The 24,473-nt window shown below is 42.0% G+C and carries 23 protein-coding genes and 1 tRNA gene; 16 read left to right on the top strand and 8 right to left on the bottom strand.

All coding sequences use genetic code 11. The features are described 5' to 3' along the window. Positions 1 to 70: 70 nt before the first annotated feature. From D890_RS0104885 to D890_RS0104875, 3 genes are read left to right on the top strand one after another with little or no spacing between them, the layout of a single operon-like run. On the top strand, positions 71 to 589 hold the full coding sequence (locus D890_RS0104885) for a MarR family winged helix-turn-helix transcriptional regulator (protein ID WP_018963391.1): 519 nt from the start codon (positions 71 to 73) through the stop codon (positions 587 to 589). Then, positions 570 to 2,315 carry an ABC transporter ATP-binding protein gene (locus tag D890_RS0104880; protein ID WP_018963390.1) on the top strand — a complete coding sequence of 582 codons (1,746 nt, stop codon included), beginning with the start codon at positions 570 to 572 and terminating at the stop codon, positions 2,313 to 2,315. Before D890_RS0104885 ends, D890_RS0104880 begins: the two co-directional genes overlap by 20 nt. Beyond that, entirely contained in the window at positions 2,312 to 4,288 is a 1,977-nt protein-coding gene (locus tag D890_RS0104875) for an ABC transporter ATP-binding protein (RefSeq protein WP_018963389.1), read from the top strand. The genes D890_RS0104880 and D890_RS0104875 overlap by 4 nt, the downstream gene beginning before the upstream one ends. 55 nt (positions 4,289 to 4,343) lie before the next feature. On the opposite strand, the gene D890_RS0104870 is transcribed toward D890_RS0104875, so the two are convergent. From D890_RS0104870 to D890_RS0104835, 8 genes are all read right to left on the bottom strand, one after another. Then, positions 4,344 to 5,549 carry a hypothetical protein gene (locus tag D890_RS0104870; protein WP_018963388.1) on the bottom strand — a complete coding sequence of 402 codons (1,206 nt, stop codon included), beginning with the start codon at positions 5,547 to 5,549 and terminating at the stop codon, positions 4,344 to 4,346. A gap of 14 nt (positions 5,550 to 5,563) precedes the next feature. Then, positions 5,564 to 6,118 carry an HD domain-containing protein gene (locus D890_RS0104865; protein WP_018963387.1) on the bottom strand — a complete coding sequence of 185 codons (555 nt, stop codon included), beginning with the start codon at positions 6,116 to 6,118 and terminating at the stop codon, positions 5,564 to 5,566. Next, positions 6,115 to 6,507, bottom strand: coding sequence for a molybdenum cofactor biosynthesis protein MoaE (locus D890_RS0104860; RefSeq protein WP_018963386.1), 393 nt, complete (start codon positions 6,505 to 6,507; stop codon positions 6,115 to 6,117). Before D890_RS0104860 ends, D890_RS0104865 begins: the two co-directional genes overlap by 4 nt. Positions 6,508 to 6,509: 2 nt before the next feature. After that, on the bottom strand, positions 6,510 to 6,722 hold the full coding sequence (locus D890_RS0104855) for a MoaD/ThiS family protein (RefSeq protein WP_018963385.1): 213 nt from the start codon (positions 6,720 to 6,722) through the stop codon (positions 6,510 to 6,512). Next, positions 6,719 to 8,773, bottom strand: a complete 2,055-nt coding sequence (locus tag D890_RS0104850) for a type IA DNA topoisomerase (RefSeq protein ID WP_018963384.1) — start codon at positions 8,771 to 8,773, stop codon at positions 6,719 to 6,721. The genes D890_RS0104855 and D890_RS0104850 overlap by 4 nt, the downstream gene beginning before the upstream one ends. A gap of 158 nt (positions 8,774 to 8,931) precedes the next feature. Continuing rightward, positions 8,932 to 10,467 (bottom strand): hypothetical protein, encoded by a 1,536-nt coding sequence (locus tag D890_RS0104845; RefSeq protein WP_018963383.1) that lies wholly within the window; start codon positions 10,465 to 10,467, stop codon positions 8,932 to 8,934. A gap of 42 nt (positions 10,468 to 10,509) precedes the next feature. Then, positions 10,510 to 11,067: a lipoprotein intramolecular transacylase Lit gene (locus tag D890_RS0104840; protein WP_245533142.1), complete on the bottom strand. Its 558-nt coding sequence runs from the start codon at positions 11,065 to 11,067 to the stop codon at positions 10,510 to 10,512. Next, on the bottom strand, positions 11,045 to 12,139 hold the full coding sequence (locus D890_RS0104835) for an amidohydrolase (protein ID WP_018963381.1): 1,095 nt from the start codon (positions 12,137 to 12,139) through the stop codon (positions 11,045 to 11,047). Before D890_RS0104835 ends, D890_RS0104840 begins: the two co-directional genes overlap by 23 nt. Before the next feature lie 82 nt (positions 12,140 to 12,221). On the opposite strand from D890_RS0104835, the gene D890_RS0104830 reads away from it, so the two are divergent. The 13 genes from D890_RS0104830 (at position 12,222) to D890_RS0104770 (ending at position 24,425) form a co-directional block, all read left to right on the top strand. Further along, entirely contained in the window at positions 12,222 to 13,127 is a 906-nt protein-coding gene (locus tag D890_RS0104830; RefSeq protein WP_018963380.1) for a hypothetical protein, read from the top strand. A 109-nt stretch (positions 13,128 to 13,236) separates the two neighbouring features. Beyond that, entirely contained in the window at positions 13,237 to 14,295 is a 1,059-nt protein-coding gene (locus tag D890_RS0104825) for a shikimate 5-dehydrogenase (RefSeq protein WP_018963379.1), read from the top strand. Between the two features lies 1 nt (position 14,296). Continuing rightward, complete coding sequence (greA, locus tag D890_RS0104820; RefSeq protein WP_018963378.1) at positions 14,297 to 14,788, top strand: transcription elongation factor GreA; 492 nt, start codon at positions 14,297 to 14,299, stop codon at positions 14,786 to 14,788. 2 nt (positions 14,789 to 14,790) lie between these two features. Further along, a complete protein-coding gene (lysS, locus tag D890_RS0104815) occupies positions 14,791 to 16,263 on the top strand; it encodes a lysine--tRNA ligase (protein ID WP_018963377.1) in 1,473 nt (490 codons plus the stop codon). A 155-nt stretch (positions 16,264 to 16,418) separates the two neighbouring features. Further along, entirely contained in the window at positions 16,419 to 16,928 is a 510-nt protein-coding gene (locus tag D890_RS0104810; protein WP_018963376.1) for a hypothetical protein, read from the top strand. A gap of 126 nt (positions 16,929 to 17,054) precedes the next feature. Next, a tRNA-Arg gene (locus D890_RS0104805) sits at positions 17,055 to 17,131 on the top strand. A 31-nt stretch (positions 17,132 to 17,162) separates the two neighbouring features. Further along, positions 17,163 to 18,155: an L-threonylcarbamoyladenylate synthase gene (locus tag D890_RS0104800; RefSeq protein WP_018963375.1), complete on the top strand. Its 993-nt coding sequence runs from the start codon at positions 17,163 to 17,165 to the stop codon at positions 18,153 to 18,155. Beyond that, positions 18,091 to 18,651: a QueT transporter family protein gene (locus D890_RS07875; protein ID WP_342663124.1), complete on the top strand. Its 561-nt coding sequence runs from the start codon at positions 18,091 to 18,093 to the stop codon at positions 18,649 to 18,651. Before D890_RS0104800 ends, D890_RS07875 begins: the two co-directional genes overlap by 65 nt. Further along, on the top strand, positions 18,648 to 19,661 hold the full coding sequence (gene mtnA / locus D890_RS0104790) for an S-methyl-5-thioribose-1-phosphate isomerase (protein WP_018963373.1): 1,014 nt from the start codon (positions 18,648 to 18,650) through the stop codon (positions 19,659 to 19,661). The genes D890_RS07875 and mtnA overlap by 4 nt, the downstream gene beginning before the upstream one ends. Before the next feature lies 1 nt (position 19,662). Further along, positions 19,663 to 20,277: a nucleotide exchange factor GrpE gene (locus tag D890_RS0104785; RefSeq protein WP_018963372.1), complete on the top strand. Its 615-nt coding sequence runs from the start codon at positions 19,663 to 19,665 to the stop codon at positions 20,275 to 20,277. Positions 20,278 to 20,339: 62 nt separating this feature from the next. Beyond that, complete coding sequence (locus D890_RS0104780) at positions 20,340 to 22,064, top strand: ABC transporter ATP-binding protein (RefSeq protein ID WP_083916936.1); 1,725 nt, start codon at positions 20,340 to 20,342, stop codon at positions 22,062 to 22,064. Then, positions 22,057 to 23,832: an ABC transporter ATP-binding protein gene (locus D890_RS0104775; RefSeq protein ID WP_018963370.1), complete on the top strand. Its 1,776-nt coding sequence runs from the start codon at positions 22,057 to 22,059 to the stop codon at positions 23,830 to 23,832. Before D890_RS0104780 ends, D890_RS0104775 begins: the two co-directional genes overlap by 8 nt. After that, positions 23,829 to 24,425, top strand: a complete 597-nt coding sequence (locus D890_RS0104770; protein WP_018963369.1) for a site-2 protease family protein — start codon at positions 23,829 to 23,831, stop codon at positions 24,423 to 24,425. The genes D890_RS0104775 and D890_RS0104770 overlap by 4 nt, the downstream gene beginning before the upstream one ends. The last annotated feature ends 48 nt before the right edge of the window (positions 24,426 to 24,473 follow it).

The raw sequence follows: 24,473 nt of genomic DNA, 5'->3' as shown, positions 1-24,473 counted from the left end.
AAAGAATTAATACCTAACTAATTAAATGGTTACGATGCAAAAACCACTTAATAGCAAAGGAGGTATTTTAGTGGCTGATGAAGATACATTAGGCATGTGTCTTAATGAAGAAGATGAAAAGAACTTGTCTTTGGAGGTCTTTCGCTCGCTTTTCCGGCTCATAAGATCTCATGGCCAGCTTCTTTTCAAGATGACATCTGAGCAGGGCTTTTATCCCGGGCAAGCAGTGGCCTTGCTCATGATTAACCGAACACCTGGTATAAGCCAGCATGAGCTTGCAGAGGTTATGCATGTTGCTCCCCCAACTGCGGCGCATATCCTTAAAAAGCTGGAAAAATCAGGTTTTATTAGCAAAACTGTCAATATGAAAGATCAGCGTTCTGTTCATATCCAACTTACCCAAGATGGTGTTGAAGCTGTAAAAACTGTAACAAACATTTTTAAGGACATTGTCAAGGTAAGTTTGGATGGTTTGAATGAACAGCAGAAAAATGAACTGGTTGAATTGCTTAACATGGTGACAAGTAATATGTGTCAACGAATGAAAAGTTTAGGAGGTACAACGGTCGATGATAGAACTATTCACTAAATACTTAAAACCCTACTGGAAACAGATTGTTTTGGTAATCGTATTGGTTACTGTGCAATCAATCTGTAACCTTTATTTGCCGAACTTGAACGCAGATATCATAAACAATGGTGTTGTAAAGGGAGACATTAACTATATTTGGCATACCGGTGGACTAATGCTGGGCGTAACATTACTCGTTGTGCTGGCATCTATAGTCACAGCATATTTTGCTTCCCGTACGGCTATGAGTTTCGGACGTGACCTGAGAAGCGCGTTATTCGAAAAAGTTATGAGCTTTTCTCAAGCTGAGGTAGACAAATTTGGTATTCCTTCTTTGATAACGCGAAACACGAACGACGTGCAGCAGATGCAGATGCTCGTACAAATTGGATTAACCATGATGGTTATAGCACCTATCACATCAATAGGTGGAATAATCATGGCTATCAGACAGGATGTGGTGCTTTCGTACTCCATACTTATCATCGTGCCGCTAATGGGTGTGGTGGTATGGCTGATGCTGCGGCTTGCTACACCGCTTTTCCGCTCCGTCCAGAAAAAGATTGACCGCGTCAACCAAGTGCTTCGTGAAAAACTTATGGGCGTTCGCGTCATACGCGCTTTCGTAAGAGACGATTACGAAGCAGAGCGTTTTGATAAGGCTAATAAGGATTTGATGCAGACAACACTGAGAGTCAATAGAATAATGGCCTTCGGAATACCTTCTTTAATGGCTATTATGAACTTAGCCATGGTTGCCATTGTTTGGTTTGGTAGTATTCGTATTGATAGTGGTGCCATGCCGATTGGTAATTTGACAGCTTTTCTTACCTATGTAATGCAAATAATGATCTCTGTCATGGTTGCTATGGGCATGTTTATAATGGTCCCTCGTGCAGAGGCATCGGCAGAAAGAATTAGTGCTGTATTAGATACAGAACCTTCCATTGAAGATACGGCAAAAACAAAGTTCATTGCTCAAAACGGAAACAATTTGAAAGGCGAACTGGAATTCAGAAATGTGGAGTTTAGTTATCCTGGGGCGGAAAGTCCGGTCCTCAAGGATATTTCTTTCGCCACTGCTCCCGGAGAATTCACCGCTATTGTAGGCAGTACGGGTTCGGGTAAAAGTACCTTAGTTAATCTAATTCCTCGGTTTTTTGATGTAACAGGTGGCCAAATACTCTTAGATGGTACAGACATACGAGAGATGCCCATTGAAGAGCTTCGTAATAAGATTTCTCTGGTTCCTCAAAAAGCATTCCTTTTCCGCGGAACAGTGGAAGAGAACTTAAAGTGGGGAAATGAAGATGCCACTGAAGAAGAACTTTGGCACGCTCTGGAAATCGCACAGGCGAAGGGCTTTGTTAGTGAAATGCCAGGAAAACTTCAAGCGTTCATAGATCAAGGTGGAACCAACGTGTCCGGTGGCCAGCGTCAAAGACTCTCTATAGCACGTGCCTTGGTAAAAAAAGCTGAAGTGTATGTATTTGATGATTGCTTTTCAGCATTGGACTACAAGACGGAGTCTTTGGTAAGAGCTGCCCTTAGAGAAGAGTTAAAAGATGCGACTGTGTTAATCGTTGCACAGAGAGTAAGCAGCGTATTAGATGCTGATAGGATCGTCGTACTTAACGATGATGGGACTATTGCTGGAGTAGGCACACATGAGGAACTGATGAAAACTTGCGAGGTTTACCAAGAAATTGTTTACTCTCAGCTTTCGAAGGAGGAAATAGCATGAGCGAAGAAAAGCAACCAACTCCAAGACAAAACAGACCAGCCGGCATGATGAGGGGAGGTCCCGGGGGTAGAAGAGGTGTAATGCCAGGTGATAAGCCAAAAGATTTTATGGGAACCCTGCGGAGACTACTCTCTTACTTCAAACCGGAATTAATAGGATTCCTCCTTGTTGTCGCTGTCACCATTGCCAGTGTTTACTTTACTGTTTCGGCGCCAAAAATACTTGGTAATGCAACAAATCAACTGTTTCAAGGCATCATAAGTAAGCAATTGCCTAGTGGGACAACAAAGGCTCAAGTCATCGCAATGCTAAAGGCTCGCGGGCAGGACCAAATAGCTGAAATGATTTCGAATATGAATATTGTGCCCGGAGCAGGGGTAGATTTTTCAGCTATAGGTAGAATATTACTTACTTTAGCTGGTGTGTATCTGCTTGCTGCTCTATTCCAGTGGATACAGCAGTATGTAATGGCAGGTGTTTCTCAACGGACTGTTTATCGCCTCCGTAGGGATATTGATCAGAAGTTGAGAAGACTGCCGCTAAAGTACTACGATAACCATCCACATGGAGACGTTTTGAGTAGAGTTACCAACGATGTAGATAATATCGCCCATACACTTCAGCAAACCATAACACAACTGCTCACATCTATCGCAACCGTTGTGGGTGTACTTATTATGATGTTTAGAATAAGTTCCCTGCTTTCTTGGATTTCACTGGCCGTTATACCTGTGTCGCTGGTAATTACCATGATCATAGCTCGACAGTCGCAGAAGCAGTTCGTTGAACAGTGGAACAGCACTGGAACGGTTAACTCACATGTCGAGGAAATGTTCACAGGTCATACCTTAGTAAAGGCTTTCAATCGTGAAGATGTGGCAATAGATCGCTTTCACGAAGAAAACGAAAAACTATTTCAGGCGAGTTTCAAGGCGCAATTTATTTCCGGTTTGATTCACCCGGTTATCAATTTCGTCAATAACTTGAACTACGTCGCTATAGCTGTCCTTGGTGGTATACGCGTTGCCAATGGTGTTATATCGTTAGGTGACGTACAGGCTTTTATACAGTATTCCAGGCAGTTTACACAACCCATTGTTCAAGTTGCCAGTATCATGAACGTTCTTCAATCTACCGTGGCATCAGCCGAGCGTGTTTTTGAATTACTTGATGAGCCAGAGGAAGAACCAGATAAGGATAACCCGGCGGAACTTCCTGAGGTAAAAGGGCACGTTCGGTTTGAGCATGTCTATTTTAGTTACAATCCAGATGTTCCACTTATTGAGGATCTAAACTTGGATGTTCCGGCTGGTAGCACTATTGCAATAGTGGGCCCAACAGGCGCCGGTAAAACAACGTTGGTAAACTTGCTAATGAGGTTTTACGACGTGAATTCTGGCCGTATCACTATAGACGGCGTTGATACACGCGATATGAGAAGAGAAGACTTAAGAAGAATTTTCGGCATGGTGCTACAGGATACATGGCTTTTCAACGGTACTATCAGAGAAAACATTGCATATGGCCGTGAGGATGCAACGGACGAAGAAATCATCAATGCTGCTAAAGCGGCTTATGTCGACCACTTTGTCAGGACGCTGCCTGAAGGGTATAACACAATGCTCACAGGCGATGCTACTAATATTTCTCAGGGACAAAGGCAGCTCATAACTATCGCCCGTGCGTTTTTGGCTGACCCCAAGATTCTCATACTGGATGAAGCAACAAGCTCTGTAGATACAAGAACAGAAATGCTCATTCAGAAAGCTATGGAGAATTTGATGAAAGGACGTACCAGCTTTGTAATAGCGCACCGTTTGTCCACCATAAGAGACGCCAATACTATTATCGTTATGGATCATGGGCGCATTGTAGAACAAGGTAACCACAAACAGCTCATGGAAAAGAAAGGGTTTTATTACAACCTGTACATGAGCCAATTCCAAGGCGCTTTAGTAGACGAAACTGCCTAATAAAGAAGGGGCCAGCTTGACTTAGGCTGGCCCCTCTTTTGTTCGTATGGTTTTATTAAAGGCTATTTAGCCAACCTACAATTGTTTTCCATTTACGAGCATTTTCCAATGTGACCATGAGGTCATTCATTGCATTTGCGTAACCGCTACTGGACGTGAGCGTTTGCACATCATTCATGTAGTTAAGCGACAGGTCGTGGGCTATGGAAGAAAGCGGTGTGTTTTTGGATGCATCGGAAAACGACTGAACATCCGTTTTGACTTTTTCAGCAAATGACACAATATCTGATTGATTAAGTGCTACATTTACCGTAGAAGAACTGGAATCAGTGTAGTTTAAATCGGTAAACACGTTCGTGTTAGATAGTTCTTTTGATAAATCTGCATCGGCATTAAACTTGGCAGCTACAATGATTTTCTGCAAGTCCGACACAGAACTATTTGTGCTAAGGCTTGTTGATACGTACTGGCGTTCTGCTTTGAATAACCATGGAACGTTAATGGATTTAGAAGGATCAGAAACGATTTCTTTCTGCAATGCTGTTTGCAGTTCCGTTGTATTAGCAGAAGGTGGGTACGTATCTGTCAAGTTTGCTATGGTAGAACTTGCTGTCTGAGCAACCTTTGACAATGCATCACCTGGTTTTGCCATTCCCGATAATACTTTCTCGTAGATATCTACTACTTGGTTATAAGCGTTGATAACAGCCACGGCACTCGCAGCTGTTTGAACATCAGAAGACGCTGTAGCTGTGCTCAAGAACTGAAGAACATCTGCAGGGTAGGGAACCTGCATGTTGTAATACAAATTGCTGAGTCGCTCTTGTGCTACCAAGTAGGCCATAAGTGTGTTTTTATCAGCCGAAGTAGGTTCTTTTAATGTCTTTAGTGTCATAGAGCTGAGTTGCTTCTGAAGCGAAGTTTTGTCAGCAGATGGCGTAGTCATGGCACTGTAGAAATATATATGCCCGTTGAGTATGTCATCTACGGTTAAACTGCTTGTCAGTTCTTCTAAAGAAGACGTGGAACTACCTTCTGATAATACATCTCTTACCTGCAAAACTACAGACTTATCTGGGTCGGTTACTGTACTAACGGGAATGGTCGCCGTCAATTTGCCGGCTACCGTTTTCAAGATTTGTTCTTGATCCTGTGCTGTGGTTACTTTCTTGCTTTGATGCAGTATGACTCCGATAGTAACGCCTAACGCCAGAACCACAAGCAGAATCACAGCAATAACAGTTGTTCTCTTACCTTTCATTTTTTATCCTCCCTCTACAAACCTAACTCATCTGAGATTTGTTGCATGCCTTCAAGGGTTAGTGTAACAAATTCTTCTAAGCTCAACCCAAATTGTGAACATTCAGCTATTCTATTTCTATCTGCCCCAGCTGCAAAACGTTTCTCCTTAAACCGTTTCAGGACACGCTCAGGTGTGACGTTGGCGAGCTTTTTGTCTGGCATAACCAATGCAACTGCCGTAATGAGGCCTGTAAGTGGGTCAACGGCTCTGAGGACTTGTCCCATGAGGCTATCCGGTTCAATGCCATGCGCTTCATTGTGGGTGAGAATAGCTTTAGCTGCTTCTTCTGGTAAACCCAAGGCTTTTACCATGTCGTAACCAACTTTGCTGTGCTGCATAGGATCTTCATTTGTTATTTCGGTGTCGATGTCATGTAGCAAACCAGTGATACCCCAAAGGTCAGGATCCTGACCAAAGTGCTCAGCTAACTTCCTCATGGCCGCTTCAGTTGAAAGCATGTGTCTGATCATGTTTTCACTCTTAATGTTTTTTCTTACTTCTTCTAATGCTTCCTCCCGCGTAATCAAATCCAAACACCTCTTCCATCTTCCAATATCTCTTTTTTCCAAATAGGTACCTCTTCTTTTATACGGTCTACAACTTTCTGGACAGCCAAGAATCCCTCTTTTCTATGAGGCGAAATAACTGCAACAAGTAGCGCTGTCTGTCCAACAGGTACCACACCAAGTCTATGCACCACGTCCACTCGAACCTGGTACATTGCTTCTGTATCCTGAATAATGTTCTTGAGGTTGGATAATGCTAAATCCTCGTAAGCCGTGTATTCTATCGCAACAACATTTCCGTTGGATGAATGATTGCGAACTTTCCCTTCGAAAGATATAAACGACCCCATTGATGGATCTTCCGTCCATACATAGTGAATTTCCTCATGAGTTAAAAATGCTGCTCCCATCTTTATCCGCCACTCACCGTTGGCATTACTGCAACCTCATCTCCGTCATTAAGTTTAGCATTGAGGGGAACTACATTTCCATTTATTGCTACCATATATGCGTCGTAGATGTGTAGTTGTTCTAAGAGCTGCCCCACCGTGACACCTTCTATGCTTACGTGTTTTTCAGAACCGTAAACATCGGAATATTTGCCAAAAAACATGATTTTTATCATGCGTCCTCGCTCTTTTTCCTGGAGGGAAACTCTATTTTTACTTCACCGTCTTTTAGAACTACGAAAGCGCGATAAGATTTTCCGGCTTTGGAACGGAATCTTTTTAAACGTGTGCGCCCTTCGGCTACCAATCTCCTGACATCGTCCGCTGTGATGATACCGCCATTCATGTTCTTCCAAACGCGGAATTTGCAACCTTCTTTCCAGTTGCTGCAGTAGTATGATTTTTGTGCTTCTAATATATAGCCGTCGCAGAAAGGACATTTCGCAATTGGCATATTCTGCTTGCTCTTTAAGGTCGTAGAACTTTCGTCTTTTGACAATGTTTTAACTATGTCTTGTACATACTCCTCAATGGACCACATGAAACTTTCTGGTGTTTCTTTGCCCTTTTCAATGAGCCCAAGCCTACGTTCCCATTCTCCCGTAAGCTCCGGTTCGGTGAGGCTTTGAAGTTGCACTTCTCTAAGTGAGTCAATAAGCATTATTCCTTTTGACGTAGGAATAAGCTGCGGGCCATTCCTTTGAACGTAACCCATTTCAATAAGGCGTTCAATTATTTCCGCTCGCGTAGCGGGAGTGCCGATACCTTTTTCTTTGAGTACTTCGGATAGTTCTTCAGAATCTACCAGCTTACCTGCTGTTTCCATAGCTGCAATAAGCATTCCATCGGTAAAACGTGCTGGCGGTTTTGTTTGTCTTTTATCTGCGCTTGTTTCCAAAACATTTACTTCTTTGATATCAGGTAAAAGTGGCTGACTCTCTTTTCCACCAAGTACTTCATACCATGCAGGATCATCTACTCGCACTGCATTGTATTCGAAAAGATGGTCTCCGTAGCTAAGCACCGTTTTTTGATGTGTTTCTAACGCAGGAGGGTAAAATGCCGCCAAGAACCGTTTCATCACATAAACGAATAACTGTTCGTCATCACCTTTAAGCTCTTTTGTTTTGCCCGTAGGAATAATGGCAAAATGATCCGTTATGCGAGCATTGTTGAACACACGGCCTTTGTTATTCAACTTTTTTACATAATCCCAGTTTCCCTCGAGAAGTGGTTCGAGTTTCTCCGCCGTTCCCACGACCTGTTTTTTCATGTCCGTGGGTAGGTATCGCGAGTCTGTTCTTGGGTAAGTTACTAATGCGTTTTCATAAAGTCGTTGGAGAATTTTTAATGTTTTTTGAGCTGACCATCGGAAAGATCTGGATGTAAACTTTTGCAAATCGCCTAAGTCAGGCAGGAGAGGGGGAAAGAATTTTTTCTCTTCTTCTGATTGCTCTGTGACCAATAATGTTTTCCCAACGAGTTCTTCGGCAAGCTTTTTGGCTTCCTCTTCTTCATATTCTTTTACGCTTTCTGCCCAGAATGTTGTTCCATCAACTTCAAAACGGACTTTGACTTTGTAGAAGATACGTGGGACGAAGTTCTGAATTTCTTTCTCTCTGTCCACCAATATCGCTAATGTCGGTGTCTGAACCCTGCCAACGGAAAAAACCTCTTTTTTTGATACAACGGTGAATGCCCTTGATGCGTTGATGCCAACGAGCCAATCAGCTTTTGAACGTGCCAATGCTGAAGCATAGAGATTATCCAATTCCGATAGGTCAAGGAGTTTTTTAATCTGTTCTCTTATCGTTTCTCGGGTTAGAGACTGTAACCACAGACGTTTAACAGGTTTATCTATGCCTACATACTGCTGAATCAGACGGAAAATAAGTTCTCCTTCACGACCAGCATCAGTTGCACTTATAACCATGTCTGCCGTTTCCCAAAGAGATTTTATTTCTTCCAATTGTTTTATTGCTGTCTTACTTATGGGGACTAATTGCCATTCATTTTCTTTGGGAATAATGGGAAGGTCCTCTAAACGCCATTTTTTATAGCGTTCTCCGTATTGTTCAGGATAGGCGAACTGAAGTAAATGCCCTAGAGCATGGGCTATGACGTAATCACCTACAATTAAGTGATTACCTTCTTTTTTTGGTTTTCCGAGAGCCGATGCGATTTGCCTGGCTACCGAAGGTTTTTCTGTAACAATCAAGATTGCCATTTCATCACCCTAACAATTCTCGGAGCACGAATTTGCTCCGCACATTTTTTGTTTCTGTTATTTTTAGCGTCGTTTCTACACATATTTTTCCCTATAACTTTTATGCCCTATTATAACCGTGCATCCTCATGGGCATGCAAAAAAAAGAAATTTACGTTTTAGTAGCTTACGTTTTCTACAAATCGTATGAGAAGCGTGTCTAACGAAGTGGGCCAATCTTCAGGAGCGATGATGATGTTCTTACTGCCCGATAGCATTATCATGTGTCCTTTATAATCACGAACATTACTACTTTGTTCCATTATGTTGAAACCGTAAGAAGATAGTATTGTTACCATTTCCTCGAATGATTTTCCATGTGAGATTGTTTCCAACAAATCAATGTACTTATAGATATTCTCCAACTCCATCCTATTCCTTCCGTACGACATTAGCAGGTGCAACATGCCGGAAACGGCAGAAACAATGCGTGAAATATTGGGAGCATTTGGATTTACTACAACTAATAAACCTCTTACATTTTCAAGCGGATCCAGTGCACCGAAAAGGGTACGCTTATTCTCTATAATTTTTTCATCTACGGGAGACTTATGCAAGACTTCGTAAAGAAGTGCATCGGAAGCATCAAGTTGCTCAGGCAAAGTTGTCACAGATCCAGCAGCAAGATTATACGTGTGAGATCTAGATTTAAGTACATACACACCCACTTCTTCGGCTTGGAACAGGTCTTTGAGATTGGCGCATAGAGAATTCAAAAAATCACTAAAATCGGTATTCTCTATAGTACGTTGCATTTCCATGAATTCAAACAATTTTATGAGCATTTGCATGTGACGTTCCAGTGTTGTTTTTGCGAGCTCTAAACGTTCCCTTTGCTGTCTGAGGTTCTTGTTTTCATCGTTTGCCATGTCTAGTTGATGTGATACACGCGTCAATTCCTCCACGCGTTTATTCAATTCTCTTTCAACATCGGTACTCCGGTTCTTATTTGTTCTTGATTTCTTGCGCTCGGAAACGTAAACGTAAAGAAGAATCAGTAGGAGGAAAGCAAGCGTAGCGATGAAGATAAAGCTCTCCTTGTTTTCGGAAACTGTCTGCCATAAAGTGGCTTTTGTGGCATCAAAACCTTCTGCTTTTACGGCTAACGATATAGCAGAATAATCATTTTTTATAAACTGCTCGAAATGTTTTGAAAAGAGCAACCCTTCTGCTGAGTTCCCGTATACTGCCGATAGTGGGATGTTGATAGTAGTACTTTCTTTGCATTTTGAAGTGTTTGATACCAAGAAACCATACTGACCAAAAAACTTTTTATTCTCATCTGTGTCAGATATGCAAATGAAATGACCTTCTTTTGCAACTTCTGCCTTTGCGTTTCCTATTATTGTCCCGAAATTGTAAGATGATGTGCTGGAGAAATTCGGAGCAGGTAAGATAGCGTCGATGGAGCCACTATTCAACTTTTCCCAGAGCTCAGACAGCGTTCCTTCAACAATGGATGGTTGCACGTTACTGTAGCCTCCGTAAAGGATGAGTAGAGTATGCCCAAGCGCTGTTAATTCTGGAGATGGTAACCCGCTTAGAGCTTCCGTAGGGATACCAACAGTGAGTGCGTACATCGGTTGAGGTAAGACAAGAAGTAAGAGCGCTGTGATAAGAAGAACTTTAATAACGTTTTTGTTAACTTTTTTCAATTCAGCACTCCACCCTTTCTACTCATTATTGTTATCTATTTTTCATATTTGCCGAAGATTCTTGATCGGGTTACCACTTATTGTTTCTTTTTTATAAAAGATCAGCGCATTTATCCACAAAAGAATCCAAATACCCAGAGCACTGACAACGGCAGGAAAGAATGTATCGTAAAAGTGTTCTATCAAATAAGAATCGGAAGGCAAAAGCCAGAGTTGGTTATTGAAAAGTACATGATGAAAAAGTGTCCAGGCGGCGTCGAAATTGAAAAACGCAAATAGGCACACAACTGTTGAAAGAATGAGTACCACAGTCGTAAAAGCAGCATTTGGATACTTTTTTTGCGGTACAACCCAGGAGAGAGTAAAAACTTGCAAGATGAAGAACCATTGCCTAACATCCACCATGTGTTCCATTTCTAATGTAGAAAGTGTAAGAGGTTGTTTTCCAAACACTAAGTAATTGAATATGGCTCTGTTTTGAATGCCAGGTTTTGCCAGTAAGAAGCTCACTACTGCACCAAACCAAACCATGAGTGTAATAGCTTTTATAAGAAAAATCACAGACCACGTCAGAGAATCAATTCGGCTTTGGCCAGCCATAGAATTCAAAATTATCCGATGAATAGAGCTTTAACACGTAATCCTTGTCCAAATGCTGGTTTCCTGTCAATTGATCAACGACGTCCGCTGCTTCTAAAGGATCTGCATCATCCACTGGAGCATCACTGCCGACCAATAGTTTCACACCGTACTGTTTCATAAGACCCCAAGCATAGCTTGTCTCAATTCTTTTCCCCACACGGTTTGCTGCCCAAGGCAATTCTTTTGAAAAAATCGGTTGTATGCAAGCTGCAACGCCAAGCTTTGCAATGCTCTCAATTTGATCCAAACGTGTTATTTGTAAATGTTCTATTCTGTCTTTAGGGTGCATATCATTTTTCAAGACTGAAATAGCTTGATCAATGGCGCGGTCGCCTATGGCATGCATGGAAACAGGCTTTCCTTTTTTGTGGGCCACTTGGACTAAATGAAAGAGTTCATCATCACTGTGATTTAAAACGCCATAGTTACCTGGATCATCACTGTACTCTTCAGTTAATGCAGCCGTTCGTGCGCCCAACGACCCATCCAGGAATATCTTCAAACCAATAGCCTCATCGAGCAAATCCTCGTCAGATGTGTAGAAAGGTATGTCGTGCATCACTTGTATGCTTGCTTTTGTTACGTTCATATCGATGAATTTGGTGATGCCTAAAGCATGCAATGAATTAATGCCGTTTCTAAGCACATCAGCCTTTCCTACATTAGCTCTGTCTATAACCATTTCCTGAATATCGAATACAGCTGACTCGACGAAAGTCCCAGTGTCTTCATAAACACCGAGTAATTCCATAGCTTTTGTGTTTAGTACGGCTAAGTGTAAGCATGTACGTACTAACACCACGGGTTTGTCGGGAAACCATTTATCAAGGAGCTGTCGACTTGGAATTTCTTTCTCCTTTAAATATTCTTGATTGAACCGAACGCCCACATACCAACCGTTAAATGGATGGGCTCTTAACGTTTCATAAATGTCATCAAAACTCTTACAGTTGGACAAGTTGGGGAAAAGGCTCAGAACACTGTAAGTCCAAGCGTGTAAGTGCACATCTGCAAATTTATTGTTTTCCATGAAAACTATTGTAGCAGTTTTTATTGGGTTTATAATAGGTTAACCGAATACTTTTTTATTGGCGAAGAAGGAGGCTACTGCTGTGAAGCACGTGGTTTCAGTAAGTTTGGGATCCTCGAAAAGAGACAGCAGCGCGCAGGCTACGTTCCTCGGAGAGGAATTTCTTTTAGAAAGAATTGGAACTGATGGTGATATGGACAAGGCTGTTGATAAAATTTCGCAGCTGGACGGCAAGGTTGATGCTATAGGTTTGGGAGGGATAGACCTTTATTTGTGGCTTGGAAAGAGTCGCTACGTCATCAGAGATGCAAAAAAGCTTAAGCAAGCTGCAAAAATAACGCCTGTTGTAGATGGCTCCGGCCTCAAGCACACACTTGAACGTCGTGTTGTACGTGAGTTGTTTGATAAAGGCATATTCAAGCCGGGAATGACTTTTTTTGTAACCAGTGGAGTGGATAGGTGGGGTATGGTAGAAGCCATAAGCCAAGGTGGTGGCAAACTCATTATAGGCGACCTGATGTTTGCCTTGAATATTCCCATGCCACTTCATTCTATTAGTTCACTAAAAAACCTTGGATCACTGGTTTTACCCATAGCTGCTAATTTACCTTTTACCATGCTTTATCCGACGGGGTCAAAACAGCTGGAGCATACTCCAAAATTTGAGCAGTATTTTAAACAAGCTGATGTGGTAGCAGGCGACTATCTTTACATAGACAAGTATATGCCTGACAATTTGGAGGGAAAAATTATCCTGACAAACACAACCACAGCAGAGAATGTGGAGGAGCTCAAGAAACGAGGTGTCTCTTTACTGGTGACTACTACACCTGTTCTTAACGGGCGTAGCTTTGGCACCAACGTATTGGAAGGCGTTTTTACAGCACTATTAGGCAAGCCCGGAACGCCTCCTGACTATCCTGAGTACCAGAATATTATCGACGAGTTAAAACTGGGCCCCACTATCAGAGTTCTTAACGAAGATTAAAGTATTAAAATACGCCTATTGTGGTAAAAGAAAATGGTAGAAAAATAACGGTTCTTTCATGTAAGAAAGGACGTTCTATTGGCTATTGCGCCGGAGGTGTAAACGTTACATGGCAAAGTTCGGTTTTGTATTACATCCTTTATCTGTTGAAGATATAAAAAGTCATATAAGTTTTGCTAAACATCTTCCAGATAGGTTAGTTGAGTGGGGTGGTAAGTATTCCAGCCCTTACATAGGGGCGCATGTTACAGGTGTGCGTTCACTAACAGGCAAAGAAATTGAAGGTTGGTTTGCAGTCATACCAATGACACCTCGTATGATGATGCAAAACCAAGATTATGCGGTAAAGCAAATTATTAAAGCAGGCAAACTGCTTGAAAAAGAAGGTGCCCAGATAATGGGCTTGGGAGCCTATACTTCGGTAGTAGGGGATGCAGGCATAACTATCGCAAAAGCATTAGATATCGGTGTTACCACTGGCAATAGCTATACTGCCTATACGGCTGGTGAAGCGTTATTATTGGCTGCAAAAGAAATCGGTGTTGACCCAAAGAACTCCACATTGACGGTAGTGGGCGCCACAGGTTCTATCGGTAGTGTTCTTTCTAAAATCCTTGCGCCGCAAGTAGGGAAAATGCTTCTTGTCGCTCGGAATGTTGATAGATTGTCGTCTTTAGCCGATACACTAAAAGCCTATAATGTGGATTATACAAATAGTATCAGTGATGCTGTCAAACAGGCTGATTTGCTGATAACGGTTTCATCATCTCCAGAAGCCATAATTGATGCCGACGACCTTCAGCCCGGAACTATCATTGTTGATGTATCCAGGCCGCGCAACGTGGCTGAAGAAGTTGCTTCCAAGAGAACGGATGTACTCGTACTTGATGGTGGCATCGTGAAGGTTCCCGGAGATGTAGAATTTAATTTTAATTTTGGTTTTGAACCCAAGACAGCTTATGCTTGCATGAGCGAAACGATGATGCTTGCCCTTGAAGACTGGACTACGGATTTTAGTCTGGGTAGAGATTTGAAAGAAGAGCAAGTTCTACTTACGGGGCAATGGGCGAAAAAGCATGGTTTTGAAGTTATTTGGATGCGTTCGTTTGACCGCCCCGTTACGAAAGAACAATTGGATAAAATAAAAGCTATTAGGAGGGTTTCGTAGCATGAGAAGAGTTGAAGAAGAATCTATCCTCACAGAGGAAGGTTACAAGAAGGTTTCAGAGGAGCTCAAGTACCTAAAAGAAGTTAAGAGAAAAGAAGTAGCTGACAAAATACAAGAAGCACGTGCATTGGGTGACCTATCGGAGAATTCAGAATTTGAAGCTGCAAAGGAAGAGCAAGCTTTATTAGAAGAACGTATTGCACAGTTGGAATCGCTCATTTACAATGCTAAGGTTGTAAAAACTTCAGATCTGGCATTAGACCAGGTATCTGTTGGAACAAAGGTGCTGGTTCTGGATGAAACTACTGGTCGAGAAGAAGCATTCATTATTGTAGGAAACTCTGAAGAAGTTGATCCTTTCTCAGGCAAAATTTCTTCAAAGTCTCCACTGGGTAGTCGTCTTCTTGGGAGAAAAAGAGGAGACCACGTAGAAATAAAGCTTCGTAATGGTAATAAAGCAGTATATGAAATTTTAGATATTGTGGTGCCTTAAACATGGAAGAGCGAGAAGTTCGTATAGGAAAACTGGAACAGCTAAAAGCGATGGGCATCGACCCGTATGGGAAAGTGCTCAGAAATATCGAACCTATTGCAAAAATAAGGCAAGCCGCTGATGGCGACACATGCAGTACTATGGCACGGGTTACAAACATAAGGCAACACGGGAAACTCACTTTTGCTGATTTGAAAGACTTTACAGGAAAATTGCAGCTCAGCTTCCGCAAAGATGCATTGGGTGATAAATATGATTTCTTAAAGAAGTTTATCGATGTGGGAGATGTTATATACGTAACAGGAAGTATGTATCATACGGGACGCGGTGAACTCACTTTAGATGTTATGGACTTTGTTCTTCAAAGTAAGTGCCTCAGACCGCTGCCGGAAAAATGGCATGGAGTGAGAGACCCCGAGGTCCGTTACAGACAAAGGTATCTTGATTTGATAATCGATGACGATTCGAAAGAGCGGTTTCGTAAACGCTCAGCAATGATCAAAGCCATCAGGGAGCTTCTTTGGGACAAAGGTTTTGTAGAAGTGGAAACACCCATACTACAACCGATTCCAAGCGGAGCCAGTGCACGTCCGTTTGTTACTCACCATAATGCACTGGATATTGATCTTTACTTGCGTATAGCTCCAGAACTTTACTTAAAGAGGTTGGTAGTAGGTGGCATCCACAGGGTTTTCGAATTGGGTAAAAACTTCAGAAACGAGGGTATAGACCAAAACCATAATCCAGAATTCACCATGCTTGAGCTTTATCAAACTCCCGGTGATTATGAGGATATGATGCAAGTTGCAGAAGATATTATTATGGCTGCAGCTAGTGTTTGCGATAATAACGGGTCTATAAACTTTAAGGGCATGGATGTTCACTTTGAACGCCCATTTGAACGTATTACTTTTAAAGATGCATTCCGAAAGTATGCCAATCTTGAATGGGATGATATAAATACACTTGAGAAGACGACAGCTATCATAAAAGACAAGGGTTTAGAAATGACAAAGACTTCTACTTGGGCCAATGCCATTCAAAAGTTATTTGACGAATTGGTGCAACCTAATCTCATAAACCCAACTTTTGTCATAGATTATCCGGTTGCTATAAGTCCGTTAGCCAAGAGAAAAACCGATGAGCCTGATTTCGTTTATCGTTTTGAACTTTTCGTTGCTGGCATGGAGATGGGAAATGCGTTTTCCGAGTTGCAAGATCCCTTTGATCAAAAAAGCCGATTTGAAGAACAGATGAAACTTAAGGAATCTGGTGAAGAAGAAGTCATTCTTATGGATGAAGATTTTGTCACGGCGTTGGAATATGGTCTTCCACCTACGGGTGGTTTGGGTATCGGCATAGATCGTTTGATCATGCTTCTGACAGAATCCGAGAACATAAAAGATGTGATTTTGTTCCCTACGCTGCGACCTAAGGTAGAAGAGGCTACTGAAACTATCGAAAGTACTAATTAAAACATGTTTCGCATGGAAAATGACAAGAAGAGGCGGCCCCATGGCTGCCTTTTCTTGTATAAGGGTAGTGCATATTTAACATTTATGTGTATTAATATGAAGATAATCTGGTATTACCTCTTGTAGATAGCCATAGATATAAGGGGGTGTCACTTATGGCGACGAAAAAACAAATCGAAGCCGCTAAGGAAAATATTAAGAAAGCCCAGAAAGCTTGGAAGGAAATGTCTCACAGGCAGAGAGCTGCTGCTCAACCTCAGGGTAAAGAACGCACCGAAGTAGGGGAAGGCGGCGAAGGAGAATACTACAGAATTGTGGTACGTCCCAAAGAGGCATTTACCACTTTTAGATATCATGATGTGGGAGAAAAAGGACATATCATCCGATTGGCTGGAAAAAGGTCAAGCGGTTCCTGGGCAACACAAGCATGGCTCATCAGTAAAAATGATGCACACGTGGAAAAGGACGAACTAATTCCCGATACAAAAGACGTTCAAGAACTTCTTGACTCCCTGGGATCAAAGCCTGAACATGTGGAAGGTGATGTGTTCAAAGCAAAAGATAGAAAGAATGTTCCCGAGAAGAATAAACCAACTGACGCTCAAAAGAAAGCAAGAGAAGAGAACATTAAGAAAGCACAAGCTGCCAGGCGAAGAAAAGTGTAGTCTCTAAACAGTTACTTTTAGGAATCATCTCATCTCTCTTCTATGATTTGTTCTCAATTAATGTTGTTTCCTCTTTAACCGTGTGCTTTGAGCAACAAACGATATTGCAGTATACTAAAAAGTGATGCGCCCGTAGCTCAACTGGATAGAGCGTCGGCCTCCGGAGCCGAAGGCTGGAGGTTCAAGTCCTCTCGGGCGCGCCATTTTGGGAATGGAGCGCGATGAGTCTTTAATATGATCGTAAAAGTTGACCCATTAAAACCTGAACCTGAAGCGATAAACAGGGCTTGTGAGATTCTTCTAAATGGTTCGTTAGTTGCTTTTCCCACTGAGACGGTGTATGGTTTGGGGGCCATTGCAACTAATGAAGATGCCGTCAAAAAGATTTTTTTTCTCAAGGGAAGACCTGGAGATAACCCGTTAATTGTTCACATATGTGATATAAACCAATTGAATTATCTTGTGACTGACGTTCCCGTTTCTGCTCTTAATGTCATGAATGTTCTATGGCCTGGACCATTGAGTATCATCATGAATGCAAGAGAAAGTATTCCGCTTGCAACCAGAGGTGGTTTGGAGAGTGTAGCAATTAGAATGCCTGCTCACCCAGTGGCTTTGGCTCTAATTAAAGGTTCTGGTCCTATTGCTGCTCCCAGTGCAAATAAAAGCGGAAGACCTTCACCTACAACAGCCTTACATGTCTTCCAGGATTTTGGTGAAGACGTGCTCATTTTAGACGGAGGACCTACGTTAGTGGGACTTGAGTCTACGGTTGTGGATGTTCGAGAAGATCCGTGGAAAATATACAGGCCGGGGGCTGTTACTAAAGAAATGCTTGAAGACTATGGAAAGGTACGTGTGGTTTATGCTAACAAACTTGAGAACCCGTCACAGCCGGCTCCTTCTCCAGGCATGAAATATAGGCATTATGCACCTAATGTACCTGTGATGTTGTTTAGAGAAGAAAGTGAAGTTCCAAAAGACGTAAGAATAACAGTGATTGCATTGGATAGCCTACAAGAAGTTTTTGATAAAACCTACGTAACGTTTATTGGCTTAGGACCTGATAAACAGAGCGCTGCTGCTCGTATCTATATGGCGCTCAGAAGGGCCGAGGACTTTGGACAAATCACCTATGTGCAACTGATGGATCAGGAGGGGATTGGCATTGCCTACAACGAGCGAGTTACACGAGCGGCAGGGTCGCCCAGAAAGCTGGCTGATTAGAATTGCAAGAACGGGCCTTATTGCATCACTGTATGTGGTGATAACGTATTCATCGAGCCTTCTCAATTTAGCATATGGGCCTTTTCAGTTTCGGTTATCTGAATGTTTGACGTTATTGCCTCTCATTTGGAGTGAAGCCGTGATGGGTGTGACTATTGGCACGTTGCTGAGCAACCTTGCCAGCCCTTATGGTGTCTTTGATTGGATTTTTGGCACGCTTTCCACTTTTATTGCAGTGACTATTGTTCACTGGCTTGGTAGCCATGGTTTTAGCGATTGGTTGGCAGCCATTGCAGTATCTATAACTAATGCATTAATTGTACCGTTTGTGCTCATATTCGGTGCCAGCGGGATGCACGCTTTATCGCAATTGGGTTCAGCGTTTTGGACGGTTTATTTGTCTTATGCTGGAAGCATTTTTGTTGGAGAGTTTAGCGTTACGGCAATTTTGGGTATACCTCTATTTAGGACCATAAAAGGGAGGGTTTTGAAGTGATTGAACCTTTACGCTTTGAAAGAGAAACAGGAACGCTTTACTTGTTAGACCAAACGTTGTTGCCTAACGAAGAAACATACGTTGCTATAACGTCATTAGATCAGTTGGTAGAAGCGATAAAACTACTTAGAGTTCGTGGTGCACCTCTCTTAGGTCTTGCTGGTGCCTATGGTCTGTATTTTGCTGTTCTGGAAAGCGAGAAATCTTCAGACTTTTGGGGCGATTTAAAAGTAAAGGTTGACTATTTGGTTAATGCGCGTCCGACAGCGGTGAATCTAAAAAAAGAAGTAGACAGTATAATGGTTGATTTGCCCGTCACTGCTGAACCTTACGAAATAGGTGTCATGGTTTATGAAAAGATTGTACAGATAGAGAATCGCTTAAAACAGGATGATTTATCGCTCTCCATCAATGGCGCTGATTTGCTTACAGGGAAAAAGAACATATTGACTATTTGCAACACAGGCACATTAGCGACAGGTGGTATTGGCACTGCTTTAGGTGTGATTAAAGTGAAGAATGGCCGTAAAGATCTGAATATGGCTTATCTTTGCGAAACACGGCCACTTTTTCAAGGTTCACGACTCTCTGCGTGGGAATTGGTAAAAGAACATGTTCCTCACATGATAATAACGGATAACACGGCCACTTATCTTATGTCTTTGGGAAAGGTTGATGCCGTTATTGTGGGAGCAGACAGGGTAGCGTTAAACGGTGATACGGCCAACAAAGTTGGTACGTTAATGCTGGCGGTAGCAGCCCAGCATTATGGTATTGAGTTTTACGTGGCTGCTCCAACCAGTAGTTTTGACTTGAATTGCCCGAGTGGTTCTGACATTCAAATTGAGCAGAGGAGTCCTATCGAAGTTTTGGAATTCAGGGGACAGCGCATTGCTCCTTCTGAAAGTCAAGCATTGAACTACGCTTTTGATGTTACGCCAGCATCACTCATTACTGGCTATATCACAGAACAAGGTGTACTTCGTGCACCGTTTATGGAGGTGAAGTAGTTTGGAAGATAAAAACGATACACAGCAAGAAGAGGAAAAGATAGCGTCAGAAGACGCAGTCAAAGAGACTATAGATTCTATTCTGTCGGAGCATTTAGCAGATAACAATGAGGAAGTGAATAACGGAAACAATGAACTTTCGAAAAAGCTCGAACAATTAGAGGCAGAGCGTCTCGCACTTCAAGAAAAAATCAACACATTAGAAGCTGAACATAGAGAACTTGAAGAGTTCTTGATAAAGATGAAACAAGAGTTCGCTCTTGCTCGTGAAGCACTTAAACGCGACCAGGAAAAGAAAGAAAAACTTCTTGCTGAGTCCATTGCCAGGGATCTATTCCCCGTTATAGACACGTTGGACCACGCATTGGAACATGAGGACAATAGTGGTTTACGTATGATACGGGCACAACTGATTTCCGTACTGGAGAAGTATGGCGTTACGGAAGTGGGAAAAGAAGGGGATGCTTTCGATCCAAATTGGCATGAATTTCTTGGCTATGCAGATGGGCAAGAGAATGTTGTTGTTAAGGTTGTCCGTAAAGGGTACCGTATCGGAGATACGTTGCTCAGGCCAGCCTTGGTAATTGTTGGCAAAGAAGGCATCTGCTCAGAGTAACTTCAAAAAAACATCTGTATTTCATACGTGCAATTGATTCGCATTTAATGTAATATAACATTATGGTGCGAATCCTTAGGTTCATAAAAGAGCATTGGTTAATATACGCTTTGGCATTGCTTGCGCTCGTAGGCGTTGACATAATACAAGTCTATTTACCTTATATTCTTGGCAATTTTGTCAACGCCGTGGTTGCGCTTCAGCCGAATATATCCCGTTATGCTTATCTTTACTTGATCTTGGTTGTAATCATGACATTGATGCGTTATGCGTATAGATATTCCTTACAACGCATGGCTTTAGTTTTTGATTATGACTTACGTAAGAAGGCTTTCAATGAGTTACTAAAGGTGCCTTCAGAGTTCTTATATGACTATGATATTGGCGACCTGATGAGTAGATTGACAAACGATTTGCAAGCTATCAGGCAGTTTATGCAAATGGGTTTTATAAGCTTGATCGACGTACTGGTTTTGGGTGTAAGCACCATAATAATGATGTTCATACTGGACAAGCGCTTGTTTTGGTATGCGGTTCTTCCTCTCGTGGGGGTTACGATTTTTACTATATTCTTTTCTCGATACATATTCGTGCTTTTTAAGAGAATCCAAGATACCTTTGGTTTACTAACGGAAAGAGTTCAGGAATTCCTTACAAACATTCGGGTACTTAGAGCTTTTGGAAAGGGCTATAAGGCCATAGGCATATTTGAATCTGTAAATGCAGATTTTTATAAGTACTATTTACAGGAAGTAAGGCTTGATGCTCTTTTTGGCCCACTTACAGGTTTGTTTGCAGGTATCGCCACTCTTTTGGTGATTTGGGCAGGTGTGGCTGAACTGCAACAGGGCAAATTAGAGCTCGGGACACTTGTGTCTTATGTTAATTACATTGGTTTACTTCTTTGGCCAATGATGGCAATCGGTTTCGGCTTATCGAATTTGCAGCGGGCAAATGCATCTATGCGACGATTAGATGATATTCTACTGGCGCCTAAAGAAATACCATGCTTTCCACCGTGCCAACATGTAAACGATTTTGAAAAAATGGAAGTGAAAAACTTGCATTTTGCCTATGGTGATAGGCAAGTACTTACTAATGTGCACTTAGAAGTAAATGCCGGTGAATTGGTTGGTGTGGCAGGGCCCATAGGCTGTGGTAAGTCTACGCTTACAAAACTCCTTATTAGAATTCTGGAACCGCCAGAAAATACCATATTCGTCAACGGTATCGATGTGAAGCATGTTCCTATAAAGGAGCTACGTTCATTAGTTACTTACGTTCCGCAAAGTATTTATCTCTTCTCTATGACTGTGCGTGAAAACCTGAGATTTGGCAATCCAACCGCCAGCGACAGTGAAATTTGGGAAGCGTTGGAAGTAGCATGCCTGGCTGACGACATAAAGACTCTTCCAGAGGGGTTAGATACGTTGGTAGGTGAACGTGGTGTAACGTTATCAGGTGGTCAAAAACAACGTATGGCTATTGCTCGGGCACTGCTTGCTGATAGGCCACTTCTCATGCTTGATGATGCGTTTTCGGCATTAGACACGGTAACTGAAGAACAACTGGTAAAGAATCTTACTGACTATGCGCGATTAAACAATAAGAGTGTTATTCTTGTAAGTCATCGTATAAGTGCTCTTTTACCGACCGATAGAGTTTACGTGCTCATCGATGGTGCCACAAAAGAATATGGACCGCCATCAGAGTTAATAAAAGCAGATGGCTATCTTGCTCACCTATATAGAATGCAAGTATTGGAGGGACTGGCTAATAATGGATGATTCGTTAGATCAAGAAGAGCAGACCCGTCACCATACAGATAGAGAACTTCTGTCATTTCTGTGGCCTTACATAAAACCAAATATTGGTGTTATTACAATCACACTGTTGTGCGCTCTGGGTGCCGCGGTAACCTCTGTTCTGCAACCTTACTTGTTTAAAGTTATTATCGACAGCCACATAAAGGTAATGAATTTCAGTGGCCTAAATGCACTTCTATTGTATTATTTTCTTCTCCTGGGTGCTTACTTTGCGTTTAGTTGGTTCCAGATGTATCTTAGCAATGTTTTCGGCCAAAAAATTACGTGGCAGTTGCGTGTTGACCTGATGCGTTACCTTATGTCGCTCAAAGTTGATTTCTTTGGCAAGAATCCAGTAGGTAAATTGGTGACACGTGTCACCAACGACGTTGCAAACCTTAACGAAATGATCAGTGCAGGCTTTGTTTCCTTACTTTCGGATTTCTTTTTGTTAGTGAGTATTGTTGGAATGATGCTCTTTATGGATTGGCGTTTAACACTCGTTGTACTCGCCGCTGTTGTGCCAGTTGCCATAATGCTCCAAGTGCTTGGATTCACGCTGCGACGGATTTGGCGTGTAATAAGGCGCATCGTTTCACGTATGAACGTTTATGCTCAGGAAGTGCTTTCCGGCTTTACGGTAGTTAAGGCATTTACGCGAGAAGAACTGTGTGAGCAGGAATATGATGCCATAAACAAGGAACATTATAAAAATCAACTTAAAGCTGCGCAGGTTCGTGTAATGTTTTATCCTTCAGTGAATTTTCTTCGTGAGCTTGCCAGAGCGTTAGTGTTACTTTATGGCGGATACCTCATATCCAAAGGGTTAATATCGGTGGGGACCATTGTATCATTCTTCCAGCTTTTACCTATGATGTTTGACCCTATCGCAGATTTTTCCGATAAGTACACACTATTTCAAACAGCTTTTGCTTCCTTAGAAAAGATAATGGATGTTATGGAAGTAAAAGAAGTCGAATACAAAGGGAAGGATTATGCCGAACCGGTAAGGGGTTCAATAACCTTTGATAAGGTTAATTTTGCTTATAATGAGGAGCCTGTGCTTAAGGATGTCTCCTTTGATTTGAAGCCTGGACAAACATTAGCTATTGTCGGTCCCACAGGAGCTGGGAAGTCAACCATGCTGAATTTGCTTATTGGATTCTATGATAACTATGACGGCAAAGTTCTGGTTGACGATGTAGAACTAAAAGATTGGAACATCGAACAGTATCGACACAACCTTGCTTTGGTCTTGCAAGAAGTTCAGTTATTCCATGATACCATAAGGAACAATATAACCTTGTGGGATGAAGCCAGCGATGAAGAGCTGGTTACCATCCTTCGAACTGTTAATGCACAGTTTGTTTTAGATCTTCCTAACGGTTTGGACTACATGCTTGCCCCAGAGGGAGCAAACCTTTCCCAGGGCCAAAGGCAACTTATTGCGTTTGCCAGAGCTTTGTACCACCGACCAAAATTGCTGCTTCTTGACGAGGCTACGGCTAATATCGACACAGATACGGAAAGGCTTATTCAGAATGCACTACCGCGCCTGATGAAAGGGCGTACGACGGTGGTTATAGCTCACCGTTTGAGTACTATTCAAGAAGCTGATAAAATAATTGTTGTTAATCACGGTAGAATTGTGGAGTCTGGAACGCATCAAGAGCTCATGGCGAAGAAGGGCTTTTACTATGAGCTTTATACAACCCAGCTTATGGCTGGTACGGCGGGAGTGATAGAGTGACTATTATAAATACTATCCTTTATTTTGTTATCTTCATGTATTGTGTGATTCTGCACGAAATAGCACATGGTTATGCAGCAAAACTTTCAGGTGATGATACAGCATATGTAAGTGGTCGTCTAACACTCAATCCAATTGCTCATATTGATTTGATAGGTACTATCGTTCTTCCGGTAGTACTCGGTCTTCTTGGTTCTCCAGCTATCTTTGGATGGGCTAAGCCGGTGCCCATCAACATGTACAAGCTTGATTCTAAAGGGCTTTTCTTTGTGAGTATAGCGGGTGTCCTGACCAATTTCTTACTTAGTTTGATGTTTCTTGTATTATACCGTTTCATCCCATGGAGTTTATTGCTTCAATTATCGCTGGTTAATTTCTGGTTGATGGCCTTTAACCTTATACCGGTGCCACCGCTTGATGGAAGCAAAATCCTTTTAAGCTTTTTTTCCTTTGAGACAAGAGCAAGAGTCATGTCTTTTGATCAGTACGGGTTCTTCTTAGTATTCATATTACTGGCAATGAATTTCTTTAATGGTTATTTTAACTGGGTTGTGCGCATCTTTTCATCTATGGCTATGCTTATTTTGTCATAGGGTGCCAAGGAATATCTTGACAAGGCCATAGCTAATGATATAATAATA

Origin of the sequence: Coprothermobacter platensis DSM 11748, assembly GCF_000378005.1 — a bacterium.
GTDB classification, from domain to species: domain Bacteria; phylum Coprothermobacterota; class Coprothermobacteria; order Coprothermobacterales; family Coprothermobacteraceae; genus Coprothermobacter; species Coprothermobacter platensis.
Note: the sequence above shows the minus strand (reverse complement) of the source record. Positions and strands in the feature narration are given on the sequence as shown.